Source organism: Nocardia lijiangensis NBRC 108240, from assembly GCF_001613045.1.
GTDB lineage: Bacteria > Actinomycetota > Actinomycetes > Mycobacteriales > Mycobacteriaceae > Nocardia > Nocardia lijiangensis.
The window spans coordinates 116,478-137,406 of record NZ_BDBP01000002.1 but is presented as its reverse complement, the minus strand read 5'-3'; the positions used below and the strand labels follow the sequence as shown (position 1 = coordinate 137,406).

General features: G+C 68.2%; 9 protein-coding genes. All 9 read left to right on the top strand.

From position 1 onward, the window contains the following. Positions 1-18 precede the first annotated feature (18 nt). The 9 genes from NL1_RS01470 to NL1_RS01430 all read left to right on the top strand — a co-directional run bounded on the left by NL1_RS01470 (position 19) and on the right by NL1_RS01430 (position 20,914). On the top strand, positions 19-14,238 hold the full coding sequence (locus NL1_RS01470) for a LuxR C-terminal-related transcriptional regulator (RefSeq protein WP_067833220.1): 14,220 nt from the start codon (positions 19-21) through the stop codon (positions 14,236-14,238). After that, on the top strand, positions 14,238-14,900 hold the full coding sequence (locus tag NL1_RS01465; RefSeq protein ID WP_067833217.1) for a hypothetical protein: 663 nt from the start codon (positions 14,238-14,240) through the stop codon (positions 14,898-14,900). The genes NL1_RS01470 and NL1_RS01465 overlap by 1 nt, the downstream gene beginning before the upstream one ends. Before the next feature lie 210 nt (positions 14,901-15,110). Then, positions 15,111-17,213 (top strand): hypothetical protein, encoded by a 2,103-nt coding sequence (locus tag NL1_RS01460; protein ID WP_067833215.1) that lies wholly within the window; start codon positions 15,111-15,113, stop codon positions 17,211-17,213. After that, positions 17,210-18,007, top strand: a complete 798-nt coding sequence (locus NL1_RS01455; protein WP_067833212.1) for an ESX secretion-associated protein EspG — start codon at positions 17,210-17,212, stop codon at positions 18,005-18,007. Before NL1_RS01460 ends, NL1_RS01455 begins: the two co-directional genes overlap by 4 nt. A 65-nt stretch (positions 18,008-18,072) precedes the next feature. Next, positions 18,073-18,387 carry a hypothetical protein gene (locus tag NL1_RS01450; RefSeq protein ID WP_067833210.1) on the top strand — a complete coding sequence of 105 codons (315 nt, stop codon included), beginning with the start codon at positions 18,073-18,075 and terminating at the stop codon, positions 18,385-18,387. A 78-nt stretch (positions 18,388-18,465) separates the two neighbouring features. Then, complete coding sequence (locus NL1_RS01445) at positions 18,466-18,777, top strand: YbaB/EbfC family nucleoid-associated protein (RefSeq protein WP_245673036.1); 312 nt, start codon at positions 18,466-18,468, stop codon at positions 18,775-18,777. A 125-nt stretch (positions 18,778-18,902) separates the two neighbouring features. Next, positions 18,903-19,244 (top strand): type VII secretion target, encoded by a 342-nt coding sequence (locus NL1_RS01440; RefSeq protein WP_067833263.1) that lies wholly within the window; start codon positions 18,903-18,905, stop codon positions 19,242-19,244. Further along, on the top strand, positions 19,244-20,605 hold the full coding sequence (locus NL1_RS01435; protein ID WP_067833207.1) for a hypothetical protein: 1,362 nt from the start codon (positions 19,244-19,246) through the stop codon (positions 20,603-20,605). The genes NL1_RS01440 and NL1_RS01435 overlap by 1 nt, the downstream gene beginning before the upstream one ends. 12 nt (positions 20,606-20,617) lie before the next feature. After that, the gene (locus NL1_RS01430) at positions 20,618-20,914 is read left to right on the top strand and encodes a PE domain-containing protein (protein WP_067833204.1); all 297 of its coding nucleotides are present in this window, start codon (positions 20,618-20,620) and stop codon (positions 20,912-20,914) included. The last annotated feature ends 15 nt before the right edge of the window (positions 20,915-20,929 follow it).

Here is a 20,929-nt window from a genome sequence, read left to right as displayed (position 1 = left end):
GATGCGTTCTTGGATGGCGTGGACGAGGATGCCTTCGCGAATCTGGATCTGGACGCGCTGGCCGCCGCCGCAGCCGGCGACAACGAAGCACCGCCGGCGCCCGAGCGGACCGAAGCCGAGAAGCAGGACGCCGCGGCCTACGACGAACGCGGTCGCGGAATCCAGATCCTGCACACTCAGACCGACGCCTGGGACTACGCGCCGCTCGCGAACGGCCGCGGCAAGTCGATCTGGTTCATCCGCTCGATGGCCGACAGCGACCCGGATCCCGGCACCGACCCCGGCACCGATCCGGCCGAACCGACCGATCCCACTGCACCGCAGGGTGATACGCCAGCAACCCCGGAAGCCGACACCGACGAGGTCGCCCCCGAACCAGCTACCGGCGACCAAGCCGTCGACCCCTCCGATCCGTCGACCTCGACCCTGACCGAAACTTCCGCGATGGTCGAGGGACCGGAGTCGCTGGACGGTCCCGTGAACCAGCCGAAGGCACCAGGATTCGGCCTCGGCGGGATTGTGGGGGCCGTCGGGGGTGCTATCGGGGACGCTATGAAACCCTCTGGACTGTTGGCGGGTGGGTTCCGCGGGTTCGGCGCCGTCCTGCCCCCAACAGACTTCGACGCGGCACCCGACTTTGCCGATGCAGACAACCTTATCCCGTTGACATGGGATATCAGTGAGGCCGACAGTCTCTTCGACCTCGAGGTGGCGTTGCAGGAGCATCACCCCGACGTGATGGTCCTGCCGTTCCTGGACCCCGATCTCGATATCGACCTGGACCGGGCGCGGGAGTTCGTGCAGGCGGTGCACGAGATGCTCACAGAGCACCCGGAGATCGATCTGCGCCAGGTCGCGATTTCATGGCGCGACGAGGACCTCGACGCGCCCTTCGCGGTCGAACCCGGGCTCGATCAGCAGGTGTTCACGAAACGGATCACCTTGCGCCGGAAGTACGCCAAGGGCCCGAAACTCCCGCCAGGAGAAGTGTATTGGGCTACGGTCTTCGCCTTCGGTCAAGCGATGGTGTACGCCGGGCGGTGGCGAGCCGAAGCTCACGCGATGGACGCCTTGCGGCACCGGCATACCAACGACTATCGGGGCACCGTACCGTTCGGAGAGTGGTTGCACGAGCAGTTCGGAGCGGCACTCTTCGATCAGCGGGACGGTTCCCTCGAACTTGCGGCGGCCCTGGCGGATTCGTTCGAGGCCGTCAAGCGCGAAGCGGCGGAGGGCACAGCGGCCACCGACGGCCAGCGCGCGCTGTTCGAACTGCTACAGCGCGAGGCCGCCGCATGGCACCGCCGCACTCCGTACGACGCCTCCGCGCCCGTCGATCCCGCGTTCGCCGAGCAGCGCCGGGCGGCGCTGGCACAGGCCACCGCATTCACGGCCGAAACCGATGTCTGCGCACCGAGCGCGGCCATCCCCGATGTCGGCATCGACACCTTCCGGGAATACCTGCAGACGGTTCACGACGAGCTGCGCGCCAACCCGGCGCTCGACGTCGTCGCGCTCGACATCGCCCCGCTCGGGGATCATGTGCTCGCCCACACGCACTTTGTGGGGCCCGAGGTTCCCGGGATGCGGCCCACCGCAGTGGTTCTCGTATTGAACGAGCGCTACGCCATCAACCCGGGGTTGCTCCGCCGGCGGGTCGAACGGAATGTGGCGCATCGTTTCTCGGTCGGTTCGGCCGACTCGCCGGTGCGGACGGTGATCACCCACGAGCTCGGACACGCGATGCACGCCGCGGGCGGCCGCACGGCCTCCGTGGAGGCTCTCAACGCAGACTGGGAGCAAGCGTGGGACGACTTGGAAGCGGCATGCCGCGAGCAGTTGGTGCGCAAGGTCGGCCCGGATATCTTGTATGGCCCGGACTTCCCCACGCTCTTCCGGCTATGGCTACGAGTCGAGCTCACCGGGTACTGCTTCCGGGCAGACGGCTCCCTGAGTATCTACGAAACCTATGCCGAGGCTTACGCCGCGGTCCGGCTCGATCCCGTCACGGCGACCGTAGCGCAAAGAATCCTCTACAGGAGACTGCTCGAGCTCGATTGGCAGCCGGGTATGGGTCCGCAACCCGACTCCGATATCCAATCGACTACGAATATCGTTGCTGCCGAGTCGGGTTCGACCCTGTCTTCGGAGGCGGTGGCCCGGTCCTACCTGTCCCCGGACGACGTGCACCGCGCCGAATTCGAGCGCAAGGTGTTCGAGACCGATCTGTCCTCGCCGGAGGCCGTGGCCGAGGCTCTGTACGAGCGGGTCGGACGCGACGCGGTCACCGAGTTCTATGACGCGCGGGTGTCCGGGCTGAAGACGGCGGAGGTGTTGCGGGCGCAGAACTTCGCCGCGTATACCGGTGTGCCCGCGTTCTTCGTCTCGGCGGATGTGGCCAACCTGAGCGGGCTCAACGCGTTCTGCAACAACCAGGCCGAGACCGCGAACGTCTACTACCACGGCATCGCCACCGCGTTCCGTACCGCGCTGGAGGACTCCGGCGGCGTGGTGATCCCGATGCGCACCGGCGGTGACGAGGTCGGCGCGATCGTGCTCGGCATCGACGAGCAGACCCTGACCGAGATCATCGCCGAGGTGAATCGGCGCGTCACTGCCTATGCTCGGCAGGAGGGGCTCAGCGAGATCGAGCACCCGAAGCATCCGGGCGACCCGGCCTATCGCGGTGTCGGCCTGCATGTCGGGTTCACCGAGATCGTGCCGGGCCTGACACCCAAAGACATTTTCGACGACGCCGACCTCGGCGTCGACGCCAGCAAGAACGGGAGGACCGATGTCGCAGGAGACCCGCGACGAGCGACTGGGGCTGACCGGGCTGACACCGGAACAGCGGGCGCGACGGATCCAGGAACTGGAACGCGAGCTGGCGGAGAAGCGAGCAGCGGCCAAAGCGAAACTGCGCGCGGACCTGAAACGCCGCCGCGAGGACTCGCCCTCGGCGGACTGAACCGCAACCTACCCGCGCTCGCCGCCTACCCGTCACCGGATGAACTGCGCCGCTTCGCGTTCGCCGAAGGTCTGCGTGCGCTGGGCGAGCTGACCCCGGAGCTGGTGGCCGAGGCGATGTACCGCCCGGTCGGCCGGGACGAGGTCACCGACTTCTACGACGCCCGGCTCTCCGGCGTGAAGACCGCCGAGGTGGTGCGCGCCCAGCAGTTCGTCGCCGAAACCGGCGTGCCCGCGTTCTTCCTGTCCGCCGATATCGCCAACCTCAGCGGCCTCAACGCACTGATGAACAACCGGGCCGAGGCCGCCAACGTGCACTTCCGCGGCATCGCCGAGGCCTTCCGCTACGCCCTCGACGCGGTCGGCGGCGCCGTCGTGCCGATGCGCACCGGCGGTGACGAACTCGCCGCCGTCGTCATCGGCATCGACCAACAGACGCTGACCGGCGTCCTCGCCGACATCCAAGCCCGGGTCGCCGCCTACACCGCCGAGCACGGCCTGGACGTGATCGAGCATCCGAAGCACCCGGGCGAAGCGGCCTACCGCGGTATGGGCCTGCACGTCGGGGTCACCGATATCCTGCCCGGCCTCACCCCGAAGGACATCTTCGACGACGCCGACCTCGGTGTCGACGCCAGCAAGAACCGCGCCTACGAGTCGGCCGACGCCCAGGTGAATCAGGATGGGGTCGTCGACGGCCTCCGCCAGGCACCGGGTTCGCTCATTGGTCAGCTGCTTCCTGAGCTGTCCACCTACGAGATCGTCGGCGACGATCCGACCGCGACCCTGCTGCCGGGGGAGGCCGCCGTCCTCCTGAAGGAGACGTCGACGCCGTTCTGGGTGCGGGAGAAGGCGAATACGCGCACCGCCGCCCGGCGTGCGCTGGCGGAGCGCGGCCACGGGGAGGTCGAGATTCCGCGCGGCCCGCTGGGCGAACCGGTGTTCCCGGAGGGGCTGGTCGGCAGCCTCACCAACAAGATGATCAACCGGGTCACCCAGCTCAACTACTACGCCGCGGTGGTGGCCGACACCGAGCAGTTCCGGGCAGTCGGCATCGACGCCGAAGACAACCGGTCAATTCGGGAGCTGATGTACGGCACGGGCCGGGTCGAGGAATTGCTCTGGGTACAGGAGCAATTGGACTGTCTGCCGGACAGCGGCGTGGCCTGGGACAAGGTGCTGTTCTCGGTCAAGGAGAGCATCTTCAAGGCCTGGTACACCGCGACCGGTGACCAGAGTCTGCGCCTGAACCACGTCTTCCACGACTCGCTGGTCACTTTCGACATCGAGGCCGGTACGTTCCACGTGCAGCTGATGGTGAAGGCGACCGGTAGAGACGGCCTGCCGCTGACCGAGATGCACGGTCGATTCGTGGTGCGCGGCAACGCGATTCTCACCGCGGCCCTGGTGCCCAACACCGCCGAAGCTACGCTCGAACCCGCGACCGCCGAACCGGCGGTCGATCCGAGCCCTGCCCGCGCCGCCTACGCCGAGGCCGCCTACGCACTCAAGTGGCTGCTCATGGCACGCGGCTACAACGCGCACGGAATTGTCGAGCTCGCGCCGCCGTTGGGCGTCAACCAGATCGTCGCCACGACGCTGACCGACTGGGGGCAGACCCACCCGCAGGCCCTCGCGGCGGACGCCGAACTGCGCACCCTGTGGCAGGCCTTCCAGCTGATGTTGCCCCGGGGCGAGCACGCGCAGATCCTGATGCCCGTCCGGGTGCCCAACCAGGGCGACCACGCGGGTGTCCTGGAGCTGACCCTGCACGAACACCTGCTGTGGGACGCGCACGGCGCACCGTTCGACCAGGCATCCGACGCGGACCGACTCGCCGAAATCGTTGCCCCGCAACGCCTGCGAGCCCTCGCCGCCCTGATGCCGAACCCCGAGTCGGCCCGCATCCTGCACGCCGTCGCCGAGGTACTCACCAACCACCCCGCCGCGGCCAACGCACCCACCACCCTCGCCCCGGTAGCCGACCACACCGTCTTCTACCACAAGAACCTCGCCACGGGCACCGGCAAGGTGGCTCCGATCAGCCTGGACCTGTCCCGCACCACGGCCGCACCGCACCGCACGGGCGACAGCGCGCTGGATTGGAATGCCGCGCACGCGGCCGGGATCGGTGGTGCGATCGGTGCTACTGCTGCGCCGAAGCCCGCGGGTTCGGGGACGCCCGCGGCTGTTGATTGGGATGCCGCGCATAGTGCCGGTGTTGGTGGTGCGATCGGTGCTACTGCTGCGCCGAATCTCACGGGTGCGAACATGGCGCAGGCCGCCAAGGGCCTTCGCGGCTGGAACGGCGCCGTACACGATCCACGTCCGGCGGCGCAGCCGACCAAGAACGCGGCGCTCCAGTTGCACCGGCGGTTGCAAGGCGCGTTCGCCCAGTTCAGCGGCCGCCCGGCAACCTGCCTGGAAGGTGCGGCGCTCGCCACGGCGACCCAGGCGGAACTGAACGACGGCTTCCGTCGGCTCGACGCGCACCAGCGGGAGCTGCTGCTGCGCTTCCGCAGCCAGCCGTCGCTGCCGGAGGTCGCCGCGGCGGCCGGCGTCGACCCGGGGCAGGTCCGGCGCGCGGTGGTCCGGTTCGCGGAATCGATTGCGGCCACTGGACACCCGGCCCTCGAGGCGGTGTGGGCGGATCGCCGCGCCGACCCCGAACTGTTCGCGGACGCGGCGGTGGTGGTCGCGGCGCAGCAGAAGGGCGGCGGCGCCTGGCGCCGGGCCCTGGGCACGCTCACCGAACAGCAGCGCACCTGCCTCGACCTGACTCTGCAAGGGCTGCGGCCCGCGGCGATCGCGGTCGATCTGTCGGTCGATGCGGCGGCGGTGCAGGTGTTGCGTGCGGAAGCGATTCGACAGATGGTCGAAGCGCTGGCCCAGCCGGCCGCGGTGGTGTGGATGTCGCCGGACGAAGCCCTGCTGGCATTGGAAAAGATGCAGCGGGATGATCCCGCCGGGGTGCGCAGCGCGGTCCAGTCGCTGGATACCCAGGGTGCCAAGATCATTCGACGCCGCATCATGCAGGGCATGACGTCGGCCGATACCGCTGCGGACTTGGGCATCAGCGAGGACCGGCTGGCCGAGCGGGAGGTCTTGGCCGTCGGACGGATGGTCAAGAAGCTGTCCGGGGCGATTGTGGTCACCGGCGCCGACGCGACGGTCGTGGCCGCCTGGCAGGCCGACGACGAAAACTTCCTGGACTGCATGGATCTGCTGACCCCGCAGCAGCGCACGGCCGTCGTGATGTTCCTCGAGGGCTGGTCGCGCACCGAAATCGCGGCCGCACTGGACATCTCCCCGCAGGCGACCAGCAAGGTGCGCACGCGGGCGATCGCCAAGCTGGTCGAGCTGCTCGCGACCGATCCGGACGCGCGAATCCCCGCGCAGACTCGCGACAGCGCCGAATTGCGCCGGGTGCGCGACTTGGCCGCCGACCCCGACGCCTTGCGGCAGGCTGCGCGGCACCTCTCCGAGGCCGACTGGACCCTGATCGAGCAGCGCTTCATTCTGAAGGAGAAGACCGCCCATATCGCTGCCGCACTCGCCCTGCCCGAGCATGTGATCGAGCAGCGGCAGTATCGGGCCGTCCTCCGGTTGAACCGGAAGCTCGACGTGGCGGCCGTGGTCGCGGCGGTGCTACCGGCCGTGACGGACGCCGGGCCGCTCTCCGATGGTGTGCACGGGTTCAGTGAACCGGATACCGTTGCACCACAGCTGGTTCCGGCCGAGGCCGATGATCTGCCGATCGCCGACTGCGTCGACCGGTCGCTGGCGCGGGTGGCCGCGGATCAGGGTGATGTCGCGGGGCTGCCGGATCCGGAAACCCGGAGTCCGTCCGGGCGGCGCTGGCGGGATGTGCGGGGGCTGCTGCGGGGGGCGCGGCCGGAAGGGTTCGATACCGCCGGGCCGCACGAGGCGCACGCGAACCTCGTCGAAGGCCTGATCCACCAGGCGAGGCCGGGTGCGATGGCGTGGGTGTTCGACCAGCGCCACACCGCCGACCAGCAGACCGGGATCGGTGCGCACGCGTACACGGTGAAGTACCTGGGCGACAACGTTTTCGAGGTCGACGGACAGCGCGTCACCTACGAGGGCAAGCCGGACGACGACGGGCTGGCCTGGTTCCGGACCGCCGCGGGCGATCGGGTCTCGCTGGCCGAGCTGACCGGCGGCTCCCTCGCGGAGACCGCCGCGACCCGCGCGGTGGTCTGGCGCAACGGCCAGGTCGTCCAGAATGTCGGCGATCGCACCGCGCCGCTGCCGGAGGACAACCTGCTGATCGGCGCGACCGTATCGGATCAGGCTGGCGCGCAACCGGACCCGGACGACCCGTTCGCCGACGAGCCGCGGACCACGCGGATCGAGCTGGCTGCGCAGCCGCCCGACCCGCTGCTGGGTCCGACGGTCTTCGGCCTGCCCGGTGACGCCACCCACCCGGTGTGGGAACTGCTGTTCCGCACCGCCATCGGCCAGGAGGCCATGGCGGTCCTGCACAATGCCGAAGCCCACGTCCAGTTCGGCGATCGTGATCACTTCCACGGCCGCATCCGCCGGATCACCATCGACACCACCGGCCGGGGCCTCATCGCCGTGGCGGAGCAGGTGCTCGCGCACGCGGCCCGGATGCAGGCCGTCGCGGCCGACGCGGTGGAAACCGAACCCATGCTGATCCGCGATATGGACCAGGACGCGTTCGTGGAGCCGTGGCTGCGCGCGGAGGCCACCGCGATCGCCTGGCGGGCCGAGTTCGATCAACAGGTGCAGGCCGCCGGTTTCGCGCGGACCGACCTGCTCGGCGTCGACCGAACCGACCTGGCGTTCCAGCAGGCCCTGTTCGCCCGCTACTTCGCCGCCTACGACAGCGCGCAGGTCGCCCCAGGCACCGATGACGCGCTGGCGAGCCGCGCCCGGCGGGTGGCCGGGGTCGACGCTCTGCTGGAGAGCGCGGAGTTCATCACCGCGACGGATCTGCGCGAAACCCTCGAAAGCCAGTGGGAGAGCCGCCAGGGCATGAGCCGCGGGCTCGAGCTGACGGAGCGGCAGGTGCGCGAGCGGCAGCGCCTGATGCGGATCGACGCGGCGCTACAACGGGAGATCGACGCGCTCGAGACGGCCTGGGATCAGGTCCAGGACCAAGTGCGCGCGATGACCGCGAGCAAGGTCGCCGCAATGCCCGACACCACGGATCGGGTGACGCGACTGCACTACGTGCTCGACGTGATGTCCGATCACTTCCTGCGTTCCGAGGTCCGCATGTGGCCCACGCACAGCCGGGAGCAGATGGGCGCGCTGGTCGAGCTCACCGAACTGTGGCAGCGAGCGCACGCGCGCGCCGCGGCGGTGGGCCGCGCCATGGACGACATCAACGGTCGCCCACGCCGAGAGGCCGCGGTCCCGCGCGATCTGGAGATCGCCGACCGGGCCGTGCTGCCGTCGCTGGAGCGCACGGCGAACCGCGAAATGGCCAGCGTCCGAGCTGAATTGCAGTCGACAGAGACCGGTCGCTGGGCCATGCGAACCCTGGAGCGCCTTGGCGTGCGGATCCGGTTCGGCTTCGACCAGATCGGAACGATCGACGCCGGTCGCGAGAACTTCACTCGCGAATCGGGCTACGACGCCGTCACCAACACCCTGGTGCTGCCCTTCGGCCGCGGCTCTGTCTCCAATGCCGAGCAGTTGGTCGTCGCGGCGCACCTGGCGCAGGCGACGCGTTCGGGTGCTGACCCGATGGCCCTGCTGACCGAGGGCCGCGACAACTACGTCACGGCGACGCTGGACCTGCGCGCCGAGGCCGAGGCCCGCCGGTTCCACCACCGCCGCGAAATGCACGGCTACAGCCGCTACACCGGCGGCCCGCTGGTGAAGGCCTACTATGCCGCCTACGACCGCGCCGAAAGCCTGCTGCGCAACGCCTATTCGGTGGAGTCGAAGTACGACGGCCTCCGCAACGACAACCAAGTGCCGCGGGCGGCGATGCACGCGGTGGCCTACCGGTTCGCGGCCCGTACCGTTCGGGAGCAGCTGGCGGCGCTCGGCCCGGTTGTCGACGGCGTCGACCTGGAAACCTTCATCCGTTCGGAATGGGATCGCGCACACGCCATTCCACCGACGGCGAACACGCCCGCACCGGAAACCGTCGCGCCCGCGGAGCTTACGGACGCGATGCTGGACCTGTACGCCGCCCGCTTCGTCGAGGCGATCCGGGAGCTGTTCATCCAGCGCGCCCAGGGCGCATTCGTGCCGCTCGGCCCGGCCGAGCAGGCCTACATGGCCGCCGAGGACACGGCGCAGCAGCTCGCGGCGGTGCGCGCCTATCTGGCCGAGACCGGTCTGGTGGACGCCCAGATCGCGCTGGATCTCGCCCGTTTCGCCAGCGAGGACCTGAACCGGCGACTGCCGTGGGACATCGAGGAGGACTCGGCCGCTCAGCCCGCGCTCGACGCCCTGGAGGCCGCGATCGAAGCGGCCACCGCCTCCGAGCCGGAGACACCCGGTCTCGACTCCGGTGTGTTCGGCCTGGAGCTGGACCGCGTGCTGGCCGAAAACCCGGGCGCGCAACGGGTTGTCGACGAGGGCCCGCTCGCGGATCGGCTCGCCCTGCTCCCGCCGCATCCGGGCAGCGACAAGCCACGGTTGCTGGTGCTCGCCGAACCGGGCGAGCACGTCGACCTGCTGCGTGATCTCGAGCTGGAGCAGCCCGACTTCGACGGCGTGCTGTGGCGGGGATCGCACGAACTCGAATACCTATCGGTCACACTGGGATCCGACGGCGAGGTCGTCGTCGCGGACATGCTGAAAGACGACGCCGAGGGCATGTTCCGCGCGGCACGCTACGACGAGGTCGCGCCACTGCTGCTGGATCACTATCTGCGCTATCGGCTGCGCAGCGAGGTGGATCCGGACTTCACCTTCGATCTCGATATCCGGCAATGGCTCGAGCTGCTCGGGCCGGATGCCTTCATCGCCGCGGGTACCGCCCATGCCGAAGTGACCCACGGGTTCGAGCACGTCGGCTTCCGGATGGTGCAGGCGGACCCGTCGATCACCGAGCCGCATCCGGCCGCGATCAGCCACCGGATGGTCACCCGCCAGATCCCGCTCCCGATCCGGGATTTCAGCGACCGGCCCGCAGGCAAATCCGTCGACACGAACCTGCCCATCGGAGTGGTGTCCTTCACGCTGCGGTTGCACGCCGACGGTGCAGGTGGCTGGCGGGTCGCGCCGCCGAATCACGCCGGTCACCCCACGGATGTGCTGTCCCGGTGGTTCCAGGGGATGAGCGGCACCAGCCCCGACGAGGTGGCCGAGCGTATCGCCCAGCTGCTGCTGGACGGGTCGGCCCGGATCGCGCCGCTCGTCCCGGCCGCGCTCGTCGAGCTGCACACCCCGAAGCCGGAGATCGACAGCACGCCCACCGCGGCTGTCGAACCGCAGGCCGAGATCGAGGGCCGCTCAGCCGAACCCGAGAGCCCGGCGGCGAAGCGGAGCTTCCTGCGGCGTTTCGCCGAACGAATCCGCCGTCCGGGTGCCCCGGCCACCGGTCCGGAACCGAGCGGCCAGGTACCCGGCCCGCGCGCGGCCTCGGACACTTCGGATGGCGGGACGGGCTTCGCCCTACCCGAAGCCGGTGCGCCGCTGCCGAATCCGCGGCCCGCCGAGGACTGCGTCCGGCAAACCATGCGCACCGGCCGCGCGGCCGGGCTGGATGTCACCGTGCCCACCGAGGCGAAACTGTCCGGTCGGACCGCGCTCGAGGTCGAGGAGCAGTACGCGCACGGCCGGATGCGACCCGCCGATTCCCGGGACGCGATCGCCGCGCGCCTGACCGACCCCGACGACCCGGCCACCGCGATGCTGATGGTCGAGGAGTACTCGATCGGCGGCATGAATGTCGCGCACCTGACCCTGTGGCGGCTGGTGGACGGCCAGGTCATGGTCAGCGATCCCAATGTCGACGACGGCGCGTGGCGCGAGCACGTGCCAGGCACGGTCACGCCCGGGTCCCGCAAGATCTCCGCAATCGCATACGGCGCCAAGGGAAAGGCGCTGCTGCCGAGCACCGAGCACGCCGCCGATACGGAGGCCCACCCCGATGCGCTGATCACCCACCGCGATCTCACCCCGCGGGAAGTCGAAGTGCTGGACCTGGTGGCGGCGGGCCTGACCAACAAGCAGATCGCGGAGCGGTTGACGCTCGCGGACTACACGGTGCACACCCACCTGAACAGCATCGCCATCAAGCTCGGCACCGGCGATCGGGCCGCGATGGCGGCGATCGGCGTGCGCAGCGGCATCCTGCCGTTCTCGGATCCACTTGTCGACATGAAGCTCGAGGGCGGGCTGCACCCGGACGCGCTGGACGACATCCAGCTCGAGGTCCTGGCTCTGGTCGCGGACGGGTGGTCGAACAAGGAGGTCGGGCTGGCCCTGGACACCACCGAGTCCGTGGTGAAGAACCACCTGGTCCGGATCGGCCGCGCGCTGGGCATCAGCGCCCGGGCGGGCATTGTGGCAACCGCGCTGCGGGCGGGCATCCTGCCCATGGACGCCGAGTTCGCCCTGCGGCCGCAGTCCGGCGAGGGGCGTACCGCGTTGAGCCCCCGGGAAACTGAGGTGTACACGCTGCGTACCGCGGGGCGGTCGAACACCGAAATCGCCGCGGCGCTGGAGATTTCCGAGCACACCGTAGCCACCTATCTGGCCCGGATCGCGCACAAGCTCGGGGTCGGCGAGGTGGCCGGGTTGGTCGCGGGGGCCGAGACGATCACCGCGATTCCCACACCGGGCACACCCACTCCGCCCCGGTCGGTCACGCCTGCGGTGCCGCACGAGCCGACCATGATCGACACGAGCCGCGCCGTCACGGAGCCGCTCGACCAGGCGCCGACCATGATCGGCATCGAGCGGCCGCGCAGCACCGAGTCCGAGGTATCCACGAACCAGCACATGTCGGGGGCGTCCGCCGAGGCGAGCGAATCGAGTCTCGGTGGGCAGAATCCGGTGACGCCGACCCAGATCGTGCCCACCACCGAGGGGCCGGAGTATCTCGGTGACGATCCGTCCCTGCCGGAAGCTCACGTGCCGGTCCAGGAGGGCGAGGGGCCGGAGTATCTGGGTGAGGACCCGTCGCTGCCGGAAGCGGTCGTGCCGGGCCGGGAGGTCGAGGGGGCGGAGTATCTCGATGGCCAGGCGGAGACCGACGGGCCGGAATACCTCGAGCCGGCGCAACCGCGAACCTCCGCCCTGCCCGGCGGCTACAGCGAAATCATCGAGGGCATAGGCAACTTCGACGGCAACGGCCGCATGGTCGACGACGGCGTGCTGACCCCGCAACTGGCCAGGCAGGCGATCGCGAACATGCTCCGGGCGATCATGCCGGTCGAGACCGGCTGGCACCGCGACGGCCACTTCCTACTGCCCGACGGCCGCCAGGTGCACGTGCGGGTCGAGAGCAGTTTCGAGAGCGAAGTCGGAAGCTTCCAGCTGCGTCCCGGCGGTGCCGCGTTCGACATCATCCTGTCCGACCAACTGCGCACCCGGGACGTGCCCCGTGCCGTCGCGCACATGCTCACCCGCATCCGGCAGCTGACCGACCCCGAATTCCAGCACCCCGGTCCGCGCTTCGCGGAGCTGAAAGTGCTTGCCACCCAGCTGGACCAGTCGATCTTCGACCCCGCCCGCAGCAAGCTGACCCCCGAGATCCGGGCCGATTTCGATGATCTGATCGCGCATCTGGGCATGGACGCGGACCCGGTCGGTCCGGCGGCGGCAGCGCTGGCCGCCCACGATCCGGAGCTCTCGCGCCGAATCGGGCTGGAATACGGTGGCGCCGTCGCCTTCCGGCCCGTCTTCGGGAAGACACTGACCGACCCGGCGTTCCAAGAGGCCGCGCTCACCCACCTCGGCCAGCTGGCCCGCTTCCTGACCGGTGAGCACGCCTCCGAAGTGCTGATGGCAGAAGGGCTTTCGCTCAATGCCCGGATGCGCGAGGAGCAGTGCCGCCGCCTGTTCGAGCCGATCTTCGCCAACCGTGACGTGAGCACCATCCGCAAACAGCTCGAAGCGGCGAAACTGTTCACGGGCGACGACCTGGTCGCCGCCCTGGCTCCGATCAAACGCGCTTTCAACGATCCGATGCCCCCGGAGTGGCGGCGGTCCGCGCTGGAGGCCGCGATCACCGAGGTGCAGAACACCCCGGGCTACATGCAGCAGATCAACCGGTTCATCGATTTCGAGCGGATGCGGCAGGCGGCCCGCGCCTACACCCAGATGCCGGACCGGGTCGGCGGCCTGCTGGATCGGACTACCGGGCAGGTGCAATTCCCGATCCTGGCCACCAACCCGCACGGGGCGACCATGTCCATGCTCGACTTCTTCCACGCCATGGACCGGGCCAACCGCGGCGCCGAAGTGGCCGGCCTGGACATCGAATACGTCGTGGTGATCCATGACGAGGCCAACGGCCGGTCCTCGGTCGACGTGCTCTCGCGTCCGCGCGCGCAGTATCGGCTGCCCGCCCAGCAGAGCCATCCGGTGCGGTTCGTGCCGCGCCCGTCGGTGCCCGCGGCGGTCGAGGGCGGACACACCGTGGACGTGGGTGTCGGGCGCGGTGGGTTCGCGGTCGAGTTGACGCCCGCACAGGACACCTCCGGCCGCGGCCTCGTCCTGCAAACCGAACTGCCCATGGATTACGCCGACGCCGGCCAGCGCCGCCGCAACCTCGGCATCCTCGACGCCGGTCCGCTGACCCGCCCGGGTTCGCTCATGGTGTGGGCCGACTTCCTGCTGCACGGCGCGGTGCTCAATGCCGGCGGCAACGGTGGCGTGGCGCGCTACTACATCAACAATGTCAGCGCCCACTACGGCGACGCCGACTACGACGCCCTGGCCCAGCAATTGCCGCACACCCTGGTGCCCGGCGCGCACATCGAAATCCAGTGGGACATGAAGTCGGAACTGGTGGAGGGTGGCGAACCCGGCGACCGCGGGCATATCCAGGGCGACAAGCTCATGCTCGCCATCAGCCGCGTGCTGCGGCCCTCGGTCGCGGCCGCCTTCGAGATGATCGAGCACACCGAGTTCGAGGGCGACGGCAGCGACGAATACCTGTTCACCATCGACACCGGCGCCAGCAATGTGATCGACCCGGACGCCATGGCCAGGTACTCGCCGCCGCAGCCCACCGACCGTATGGTGATCGTGTACAAGCCCGCCGGTTACCGTCCGGCAACGGCGAGTCTCGAAGGTGGTGCACGGTAATGGCGGAGATCGAGGGCGTGCGCGAGTGGCTGGACCGCTCCGCCGAGTTCCTCCGCGGCCAGATGCGCTGGTTCGGTGCCCAGCTCGTGCCCGGGTCGGCACCGTATGTGGTTATCCCGAAGCATCCCAGCCAGGTGGACTGGGCCGATCCGCCCCGCCACCGGTTCGAGGCCGTCGCCAACCTGTCCGGCCCACCGGATCCTTCCCGCGCCGACCGCGCTGCCCAGGTGCTGCACACCGCAGGCTGGGCCGTCCAAGTCCAGCGTGATCCGCAGGCCCCGACCGTCGTCATCGTCCGCGGCGATCGCGAGGGCTACTGTTTGCAAGCTCGCATCGAGGACGGCTACGGCGGCATCGTCCTGCTGGGTGAAACCCCCAACATCCAGCTCTACCACCCGGATCCACCCCCCGCCCGGTCCGCCCCGTCCGTCACCCCGGACACCGTCAGCGTCGGCGCCGTCCTCTGCTACGAATGCGACGGCCAGGGCCTGTGCCCCACCTGCCACGGCACCGGCTGGACCAAGGCACCCACCGCCACCGGCCGCCACCGCTGCCGCTCCTGCCAGGGGTCACGAGTGTGCCCGATCTGCGGGGGAGCGGGCGAACTCCGCATCACCGAGTTGTCCGACGACGACCGCGTCCACTACCCGCATATTTCCTAACTGTTTCTTAGCACTTTCCTTGGCGGCCACCATGTTCGGATAGCAGCAGACAAGCGATAATGACCGAACGTTCGGACCCTTTGCGTTACTGGGGCTTACGGATCGTGGGGAGATGTTCCGACCACCGATTCGTGACAAGATGGACGCAAGACGGCACACGGGCGGACGTGACAGTCCCGGAGTTTCGGAGATAGTCAAGGAGTACGAAGCATGCCACCTCAGGTAGATGACGGCGGGGGCTCGGGACCTTCGATCCCGGAGCTGCCGCTGCCCGGCAATCCCTGGCCGGACATCAAAAAACGGGCGGGCGACGCGGGTTGGATCAAGTTCGATCCGCAGGCGGCGATCGCTGTGGGGCAGGCGATCTCGGATCTCCAATGGAAGTTGTTCTCCCTGTGGAGCAATGCCACATCCCTCTCCTCCATGATCGACCTGTCCACGCCCGCCATATCCTCGGGTCCGGAGCTCGCCAAGGCGTTCGGTAAGCAGGGTCAGGAGATGTATCGCATCCTCGGCGCGCACCACAAGATCCTCGATGACATGCTCGACTCTGTCGTTGCGGCGGGTAAGAACATGGCCAAAGCCGAGGAAGGAAACGTCGAGGATCTCCTCCGTCAGCTGGACGGGATTTCGACCCCACTCCAAGACACGCACTACGCCGATGGAAAGGCCCCGGAGGCTCTCACGCAGCGCGAGGGTGATCATTCCGGCTTTTGGGACGGACCCGTCAAGCAATATCAGGGTAGGCAAGATGGCCATAAAATATATGGCGCTCGCGGAGATGATGACCCTGATAAGAGTGATTTCCACATAGAGGACAACCGGAAGCAGCCGGATATCAAGAACACTCAGGACGCGGGCGTCGGGGAAGTCCAAGGTTATGGATGGGGCACCCTTCATGCGAACCGGCAGTACCTGGAGGGCGGCGTCGTCGCGGATATGGTTGCCGACGACGCCGCAAATTGGAAACATATCGGAAAAAAAATCGAAGAGTGGGGTGTGGAGTTCGGTAACAAGGTTGTCAACCACCTGAACCCGGCTGCCGGGGATGGCAAGGTCTGGGAGGGCGAAGGTGCACAGGCGATCAAAGCTGCCCTGAACAACTATCGCCTCTCCCTCGAACCACTCGCGACAAGTGCCGCGCAGCACCATTCCCTGCTCAAATACGTTTCGGAGTTCCTGGCGGATACCCATTATTGGGCCCCGCCCTACAAGACGGAAGAGGAAGACGACACTTACCGTCTGATCGACCGGCAGCAGCTGTTCGGCGAAACCTATGTGCGTGGTGTCAATTTCACGTCCAAGCATATTCCGAAACTCGTCTCCCCGACGGATGCGTTCAAGGACGTCCCGCCGATCTACGATTCCCGAGACAAAAACCAAAACGGCAAGATCGATGATGACGAGAAGGTCAAGGGGGACACGAACAACGACGGCAAGCTCTCCGAGGAAGAAAGGCAGGCGCTGGCGAAAAGCCTGGCCAACGGTCCTGGCCCCGGTCCTGGTGGCCCCGGTCCTGGTGGTCCCGGTCCTGCCAGAGCCAAGATGGGCCCCGGCCCCGGTCCCGGTTTGACCGCGGAGCAGAAGAAGGCACAGGCGAAAGCGACGGAGCGCTCCGAGCAGGAGCAGAAGAGGGCCGCGGAGTTCGCCGAGCAACAGCGCAGAAACGCGGCCCGGCGCGCGAATGAACAAGAGGCCTACGAGAAGACGCAGCGGGCCGCCAACGAGCGTCGGCAGGCCGAGGCCGAGCAGCGCGCCAAGGACGCGGCCGCGCGGCAAGAGGCTCAGCAGCAGCAGCAGCGGACGCAAGCCGCTGCGAGGGAAGCCACGTCGGCGGCACAGCAGGCCGCCCAACAAGGTTTGCAGGCCGCGCAGCAGGCTGTGCAGGAAGCCCTCCAGGGTGGCCAGAAGGGTGCGAGCGAGGCGCTGGCGGCCGCGCAGCAAGCCGCGCAGAACGCGTTGACAAACGGCATGCCGAAGGTGGGCGACTTGGCGTCGAAACTCGGCGGCCCCGGTCCGGGTCCCGGCTCCCTGGCAAAGGGATTGGGTCTGACCGAAGCCGCGAAGCTGTTCCCCCGCGCGGGCGCCGCCACGGCCATGACCACCGGCACGGGACTCGGTGCGCTCGGCAGCCGTGCTGGAGCAGCCGCACAGGCGATGCCAGGTTCCCCCGGCCCCGCCGGTGCGGCGGGCCAAGGCGCGGGCCAGGGCCAGCAGAACTACAAGCGTCCTTCCTACCTCGAATCCGACCAGCACCTGGACGAACTGCTCGGTGAGGCGCCGAAGGTGGTCAGGCCGGTGGTCGAACAGTGAGTCGCACTTGGAAATTCACCGACACCGAGTTCATGGCCCTGTGGTCACGGTCCGAGGGCACGATTCTCCCGCGTCCGTTCACCTACATCTGTGAAATGCGGACCACCGATGAATACGAACGTGCGTTGCACCTTGTTCGGGAACGGTGGCGGGGCAAGGACGATCGGGTGCTCGATGAGATTTCCGAGGCCGTGTTGCAGCCGGACATCGCTCTCGAAGTGCGCGGATTCGACGAGCGGGAGTACGAGCGCGCGGAAGGCTGGGTCCGGGTGCTCGCGGTCCGGCGTGGCGACCGCGGGTACGTCCTGAAGCAGGTGACCGGCAAGACCTTCGAGCACGCCGCCGGTTTCACCGTCACCGAATGCGAGCCACTGGCGCTGGCCGATGCGGTGGTGGCTGAACTGCCGAAAGTCGAACCGGGAAAACAGGGCAGTATCAAGTTGCCGGTGCCCAAGAGCGAAGAAATGGTCGACACGAGTAGTTCCGGCCTGTGGGACGACTCCTACGGCGGTGGCTCCACCCCGGTGTCCGGGGAACGGTTCGAAAAGACGGTCGCGGCGTCGCGCGGGATGGTGCGCGTGAGCCAGGGTTATTCGGTGTACGGTCCGCGCGGACGGCTCACCCTCGAGCTCAAATGGCGGGATCTGCCCGATGACGGCAGATATCTGATCGCTCCGGACCTGCCGCCGGTCGCGCACCCCGTCGACGAAAAGAAGTTCGTGGTCATGATCAACAAGGAGATCGCGAAGGTCGTCCAGACCATCAAGGACGAGAGGCTTTCGCACCGTGCCTGATTCAGCCTGATGAACCCGGAGGGCGGGGACATACACTGAGCAACAAGCGATGAGGGGTTGATGCGATGTCCACGGCGGCGAACATCAGTGGCACGATTTCGGTGCGGACCACCGAACAGGGCTTGCCGCTGGCTGTTTCGGTGGAAGCGGATGAGCTGCGGCGGAATCCGGCCGAGCTGGCGAATCAGATCATGCGGTTGTGCAGGCAGGCGGCGAACCGGGCCGGGCTGGCGCGGCGGGAGGAGTTGCAGGCGGCGGGGTTGACCAGTCAACAGCTCGCGCTGACCGGGCTGCCGAAGCCGGAGGATGTCGCGGCGCAGGAGTGGGTCGAGGAAGAAGAGTACGACGAAGAGCCGCAGAGCTGGTTGAGGGAAGTCTGACATGAGCGAACGCAGAGAGCGAATCATGTGCCAGTGTGCGGTACGCATGCCGAAGCCGAGCGTCAGCGAGGCGGAGGCATGAGTACCAATCCGGTGATGGACGAGATCGAGGCGCGGGCGCAGCGGGCGCTGAACCGGTTGCGCGATCTCGGCGACGAGATGGCGAAGGTGCGCGAGCAGGAGTCGTCGGAGGATGGTGCGGTCACCGTCGAGGTCGACGGCAGCGGAGCCTTGCGGGACTTGCGATTCACCAGTGCGGTGTCGCGAATGTCACCCGGTGAATTCGAGCAGGCGGTGGTTTCCACGGCTCATCGCGCGGCGGCCAAAGCCATGGCGCGGGTGGGTGAGCTCATCACCGAGTTCAATGAAGAATCCGCAGCTCAGACCTAGTGGCTGCACCAAATATTTACTCTCCCTTAAGGTTTTCCACCCTAATATTTACTGCGCGACTCATCCTGTGATCCGGTATATTCGGACTGGACGTTCCAATCATTTTCGCGCAGAGGGTGTTTCCGATGCCTAACGGTTTTGACATCAGTCCCTGGCCCCATGTGGCCGCCGAACCTGACGCGATTCGGGCTTACGCGGACACGGCTGCGGCGTGTGCCGCCAGTGTGGCGACCGCCGGTTCGGTGAACCAGGCGGCCACCATGGCTGCGGCCATCCCGGTGTTCGGTTTGATCGGCCAGGATTTCCTCGCCTCCTTCGCGGTGGCGCAGGCCAATCACCTCACCTCGGTCGCCGAGCTGGCCTACGTGCACGGCATGACGGCGCTGACCTGCCAGCAGGCGGCCACCGAATACCAAGTGACAGACGGGCTCTCGGGCTCCGACATCGACGCGGTCGGTAAAGCCTGATGTCGGAGCTGGTCGATCAGTCGGTATTGGACATGCTGCGCCAAAGCGCGGTGGGTCCGATGTTGGACCGGCCGGTGAACAATGTCCTCGCGGACATGGGCCTGCCGCAGCTGCCCGAAATCCCGCTGCTGCCACCGATTCCGGGCCTGCCGCCGCTGCCGGTGATCGACCTGTCGCTGCTGGCCAAGCCACTCACCGATCTGGCCGCCACCTTCGGCACCGGCCAATTCCCCGCGCCCACACCGGCCGCCGCGCCCGCGGCCACCGGTGATCCGGCTGCGCAACCAGTCGGCGCCGATCCGGCCGCCGCTCCTGTCATCGACCCGACCGAGGTACTGAGCCAGGTCTCCAGCGTCGTCTCGACGGTGGTGCAGCTGGGCAGTACGGCGCTCACGATGGCGATGCAGCTGTGGCAGAGTCAGGCCGCGGCCGCTGCCGAGGAAAAAGGCAAAGAGGCGCAGAAGGATGGCGGCAAGATCGCCACCCAGGCCGCGCAGGAGTCGGCAGGCGTCGCCTCCGCCGCGACCTCGGTCGCCATCGGCGGCGCGACGATGGCGGCCATCATCGCCAAGTACATGGCACAGGTCGCGGCCTCCGCGCCGTTCCTCTCGACCCCGGGTGGCCAGGCCTTCCTGGTCGCCTCCACCGTCGAGACGATGGCCGAGGCCACGGCGACGGTAGCGAAGACGCGCGGCGAAATGACCGTGCACAGCGCGGAGATGACGGCCACTGGCCAGAAGGTGCCGGTCACCGATGCCCCCAAGGGCATGGACCAGATGCAGATGCTGAGCATGCTGATGCAGATGATCCCCACGCTGACCAACGCGGCGAAGTCCGGCATGGATTCGGCTGTCTCGCTGCACAAGACATTGAACCCGGTGGCCTCCACCAACCCGGCGCTGGAAAAGGACAAGGCCGAGCAGGCGGAGCTGGACAAGAGCGCCAAGTCCGGTGCGGGCGGCGGTCTCGGCGGTTTCGGTGGTGGCGGCGGTGCCGTGGCCGCCGCGGCGCGCCAGCTCAGCCCCTGGGTCGACGGCCGCACGGTCGGCAATCTGGGCGCGGCCGGCGCGAATGGCGTCGGCAACCCGGCCTCGGCGATGCAGGCAGGCGCCAGTTCGGCGGCCCGCAGCAGCACCACGGCGGCCAGCTCGCCGGGCGGCATGATGCCGATGTCGCCGATGGCGGCCGCGGGCATGGGCCGCGGCGCGGAGGACGCCGCGAACGGCTTGCGCAACGACCTGGTGTCCGCCTCGCACGGCAACGAGGTGGTGGGCGATCTCGAAGGCGCCTCGCTGCCGGTGGTCGGCGCGGCCAACGCCGATGGGCTCAACGAACCGCCGGACCAGGCACTCACCCTCTGATAGGAGGACGTCATGGAATTCGATCGCGCCGGGGCAGTCAAGTCTGCCACCGCACTCGACGCCCTCGCGGACCGGCTGGAAGCCGATCTGAAGGCCAACACGCCCGCCTTGGCCGTGGAAGCCGCTGGGCTGGACGAGGTTTCCCAGCGTGCCGCGCAGACCCTGCGCGGTGTGGCCGCCTCCTACGACGAAGCCGCGACCGCTGGCGTTCTCGAACTACGCAAACTGGCCGCCGCGCTGCGCTCGCAGTCGCAGTCGCTAGTGGTGATGGATTCCGAGAACGCCGCTGGTCTCGGGGCGTCGGCCTAGCGCGAGGCGGGGGAC

Coding starts and splice junctions, on each gene's coding strand:
- NL1_RS01465 (WP_067833217.1), top strand. CDS start 14,238: ATGGCGGAGATCGAGGGCGTGCGCGAGTGGCTGGACCGCTCCGCCGAG.
- NL1_RS01460 (WP_067833215.1), top strand. CDS start 15,111: ATGCCACCTCAGGTAGATGACGGCGGGGGCTCGGGACCTTCGATCCCG.
- NL1_RS01450 (WP_067833210.1), top strand. CDS start 18,073: ATGTCCACGGCGGCGAACATCAGTGGCACGATTTCGGTGCGGACCACC.
- NL1_RS01445 (WP_245673036.1), top strand. CDS start 18,466: ATGAGTACCAATCCGGTGATGGACGAGATCGAGGCGCGGGCGCAGCGG.
- NL1_RS01440 (WP_067833263.1), top strand. CDS start 18,903: ATGCCTAACGGTTTTGACATCAGTCCCTGGCCCCATGTGGCCGCCGAA.
- NL1_RS01435 (WP_067833207.1), top strand. CDS start 19,244: ATGTCGGAGCTGGTCGATCAGTCGGTATTGGACATGCTGCGCCAAAGC.
- NL1_RS01430 (WP_067833204.1), top strand. CDS start 20,618: ATGGAATTCGATCGCGCCGGGGCAGTCAAGTCTGCCACCGCACTCGAC.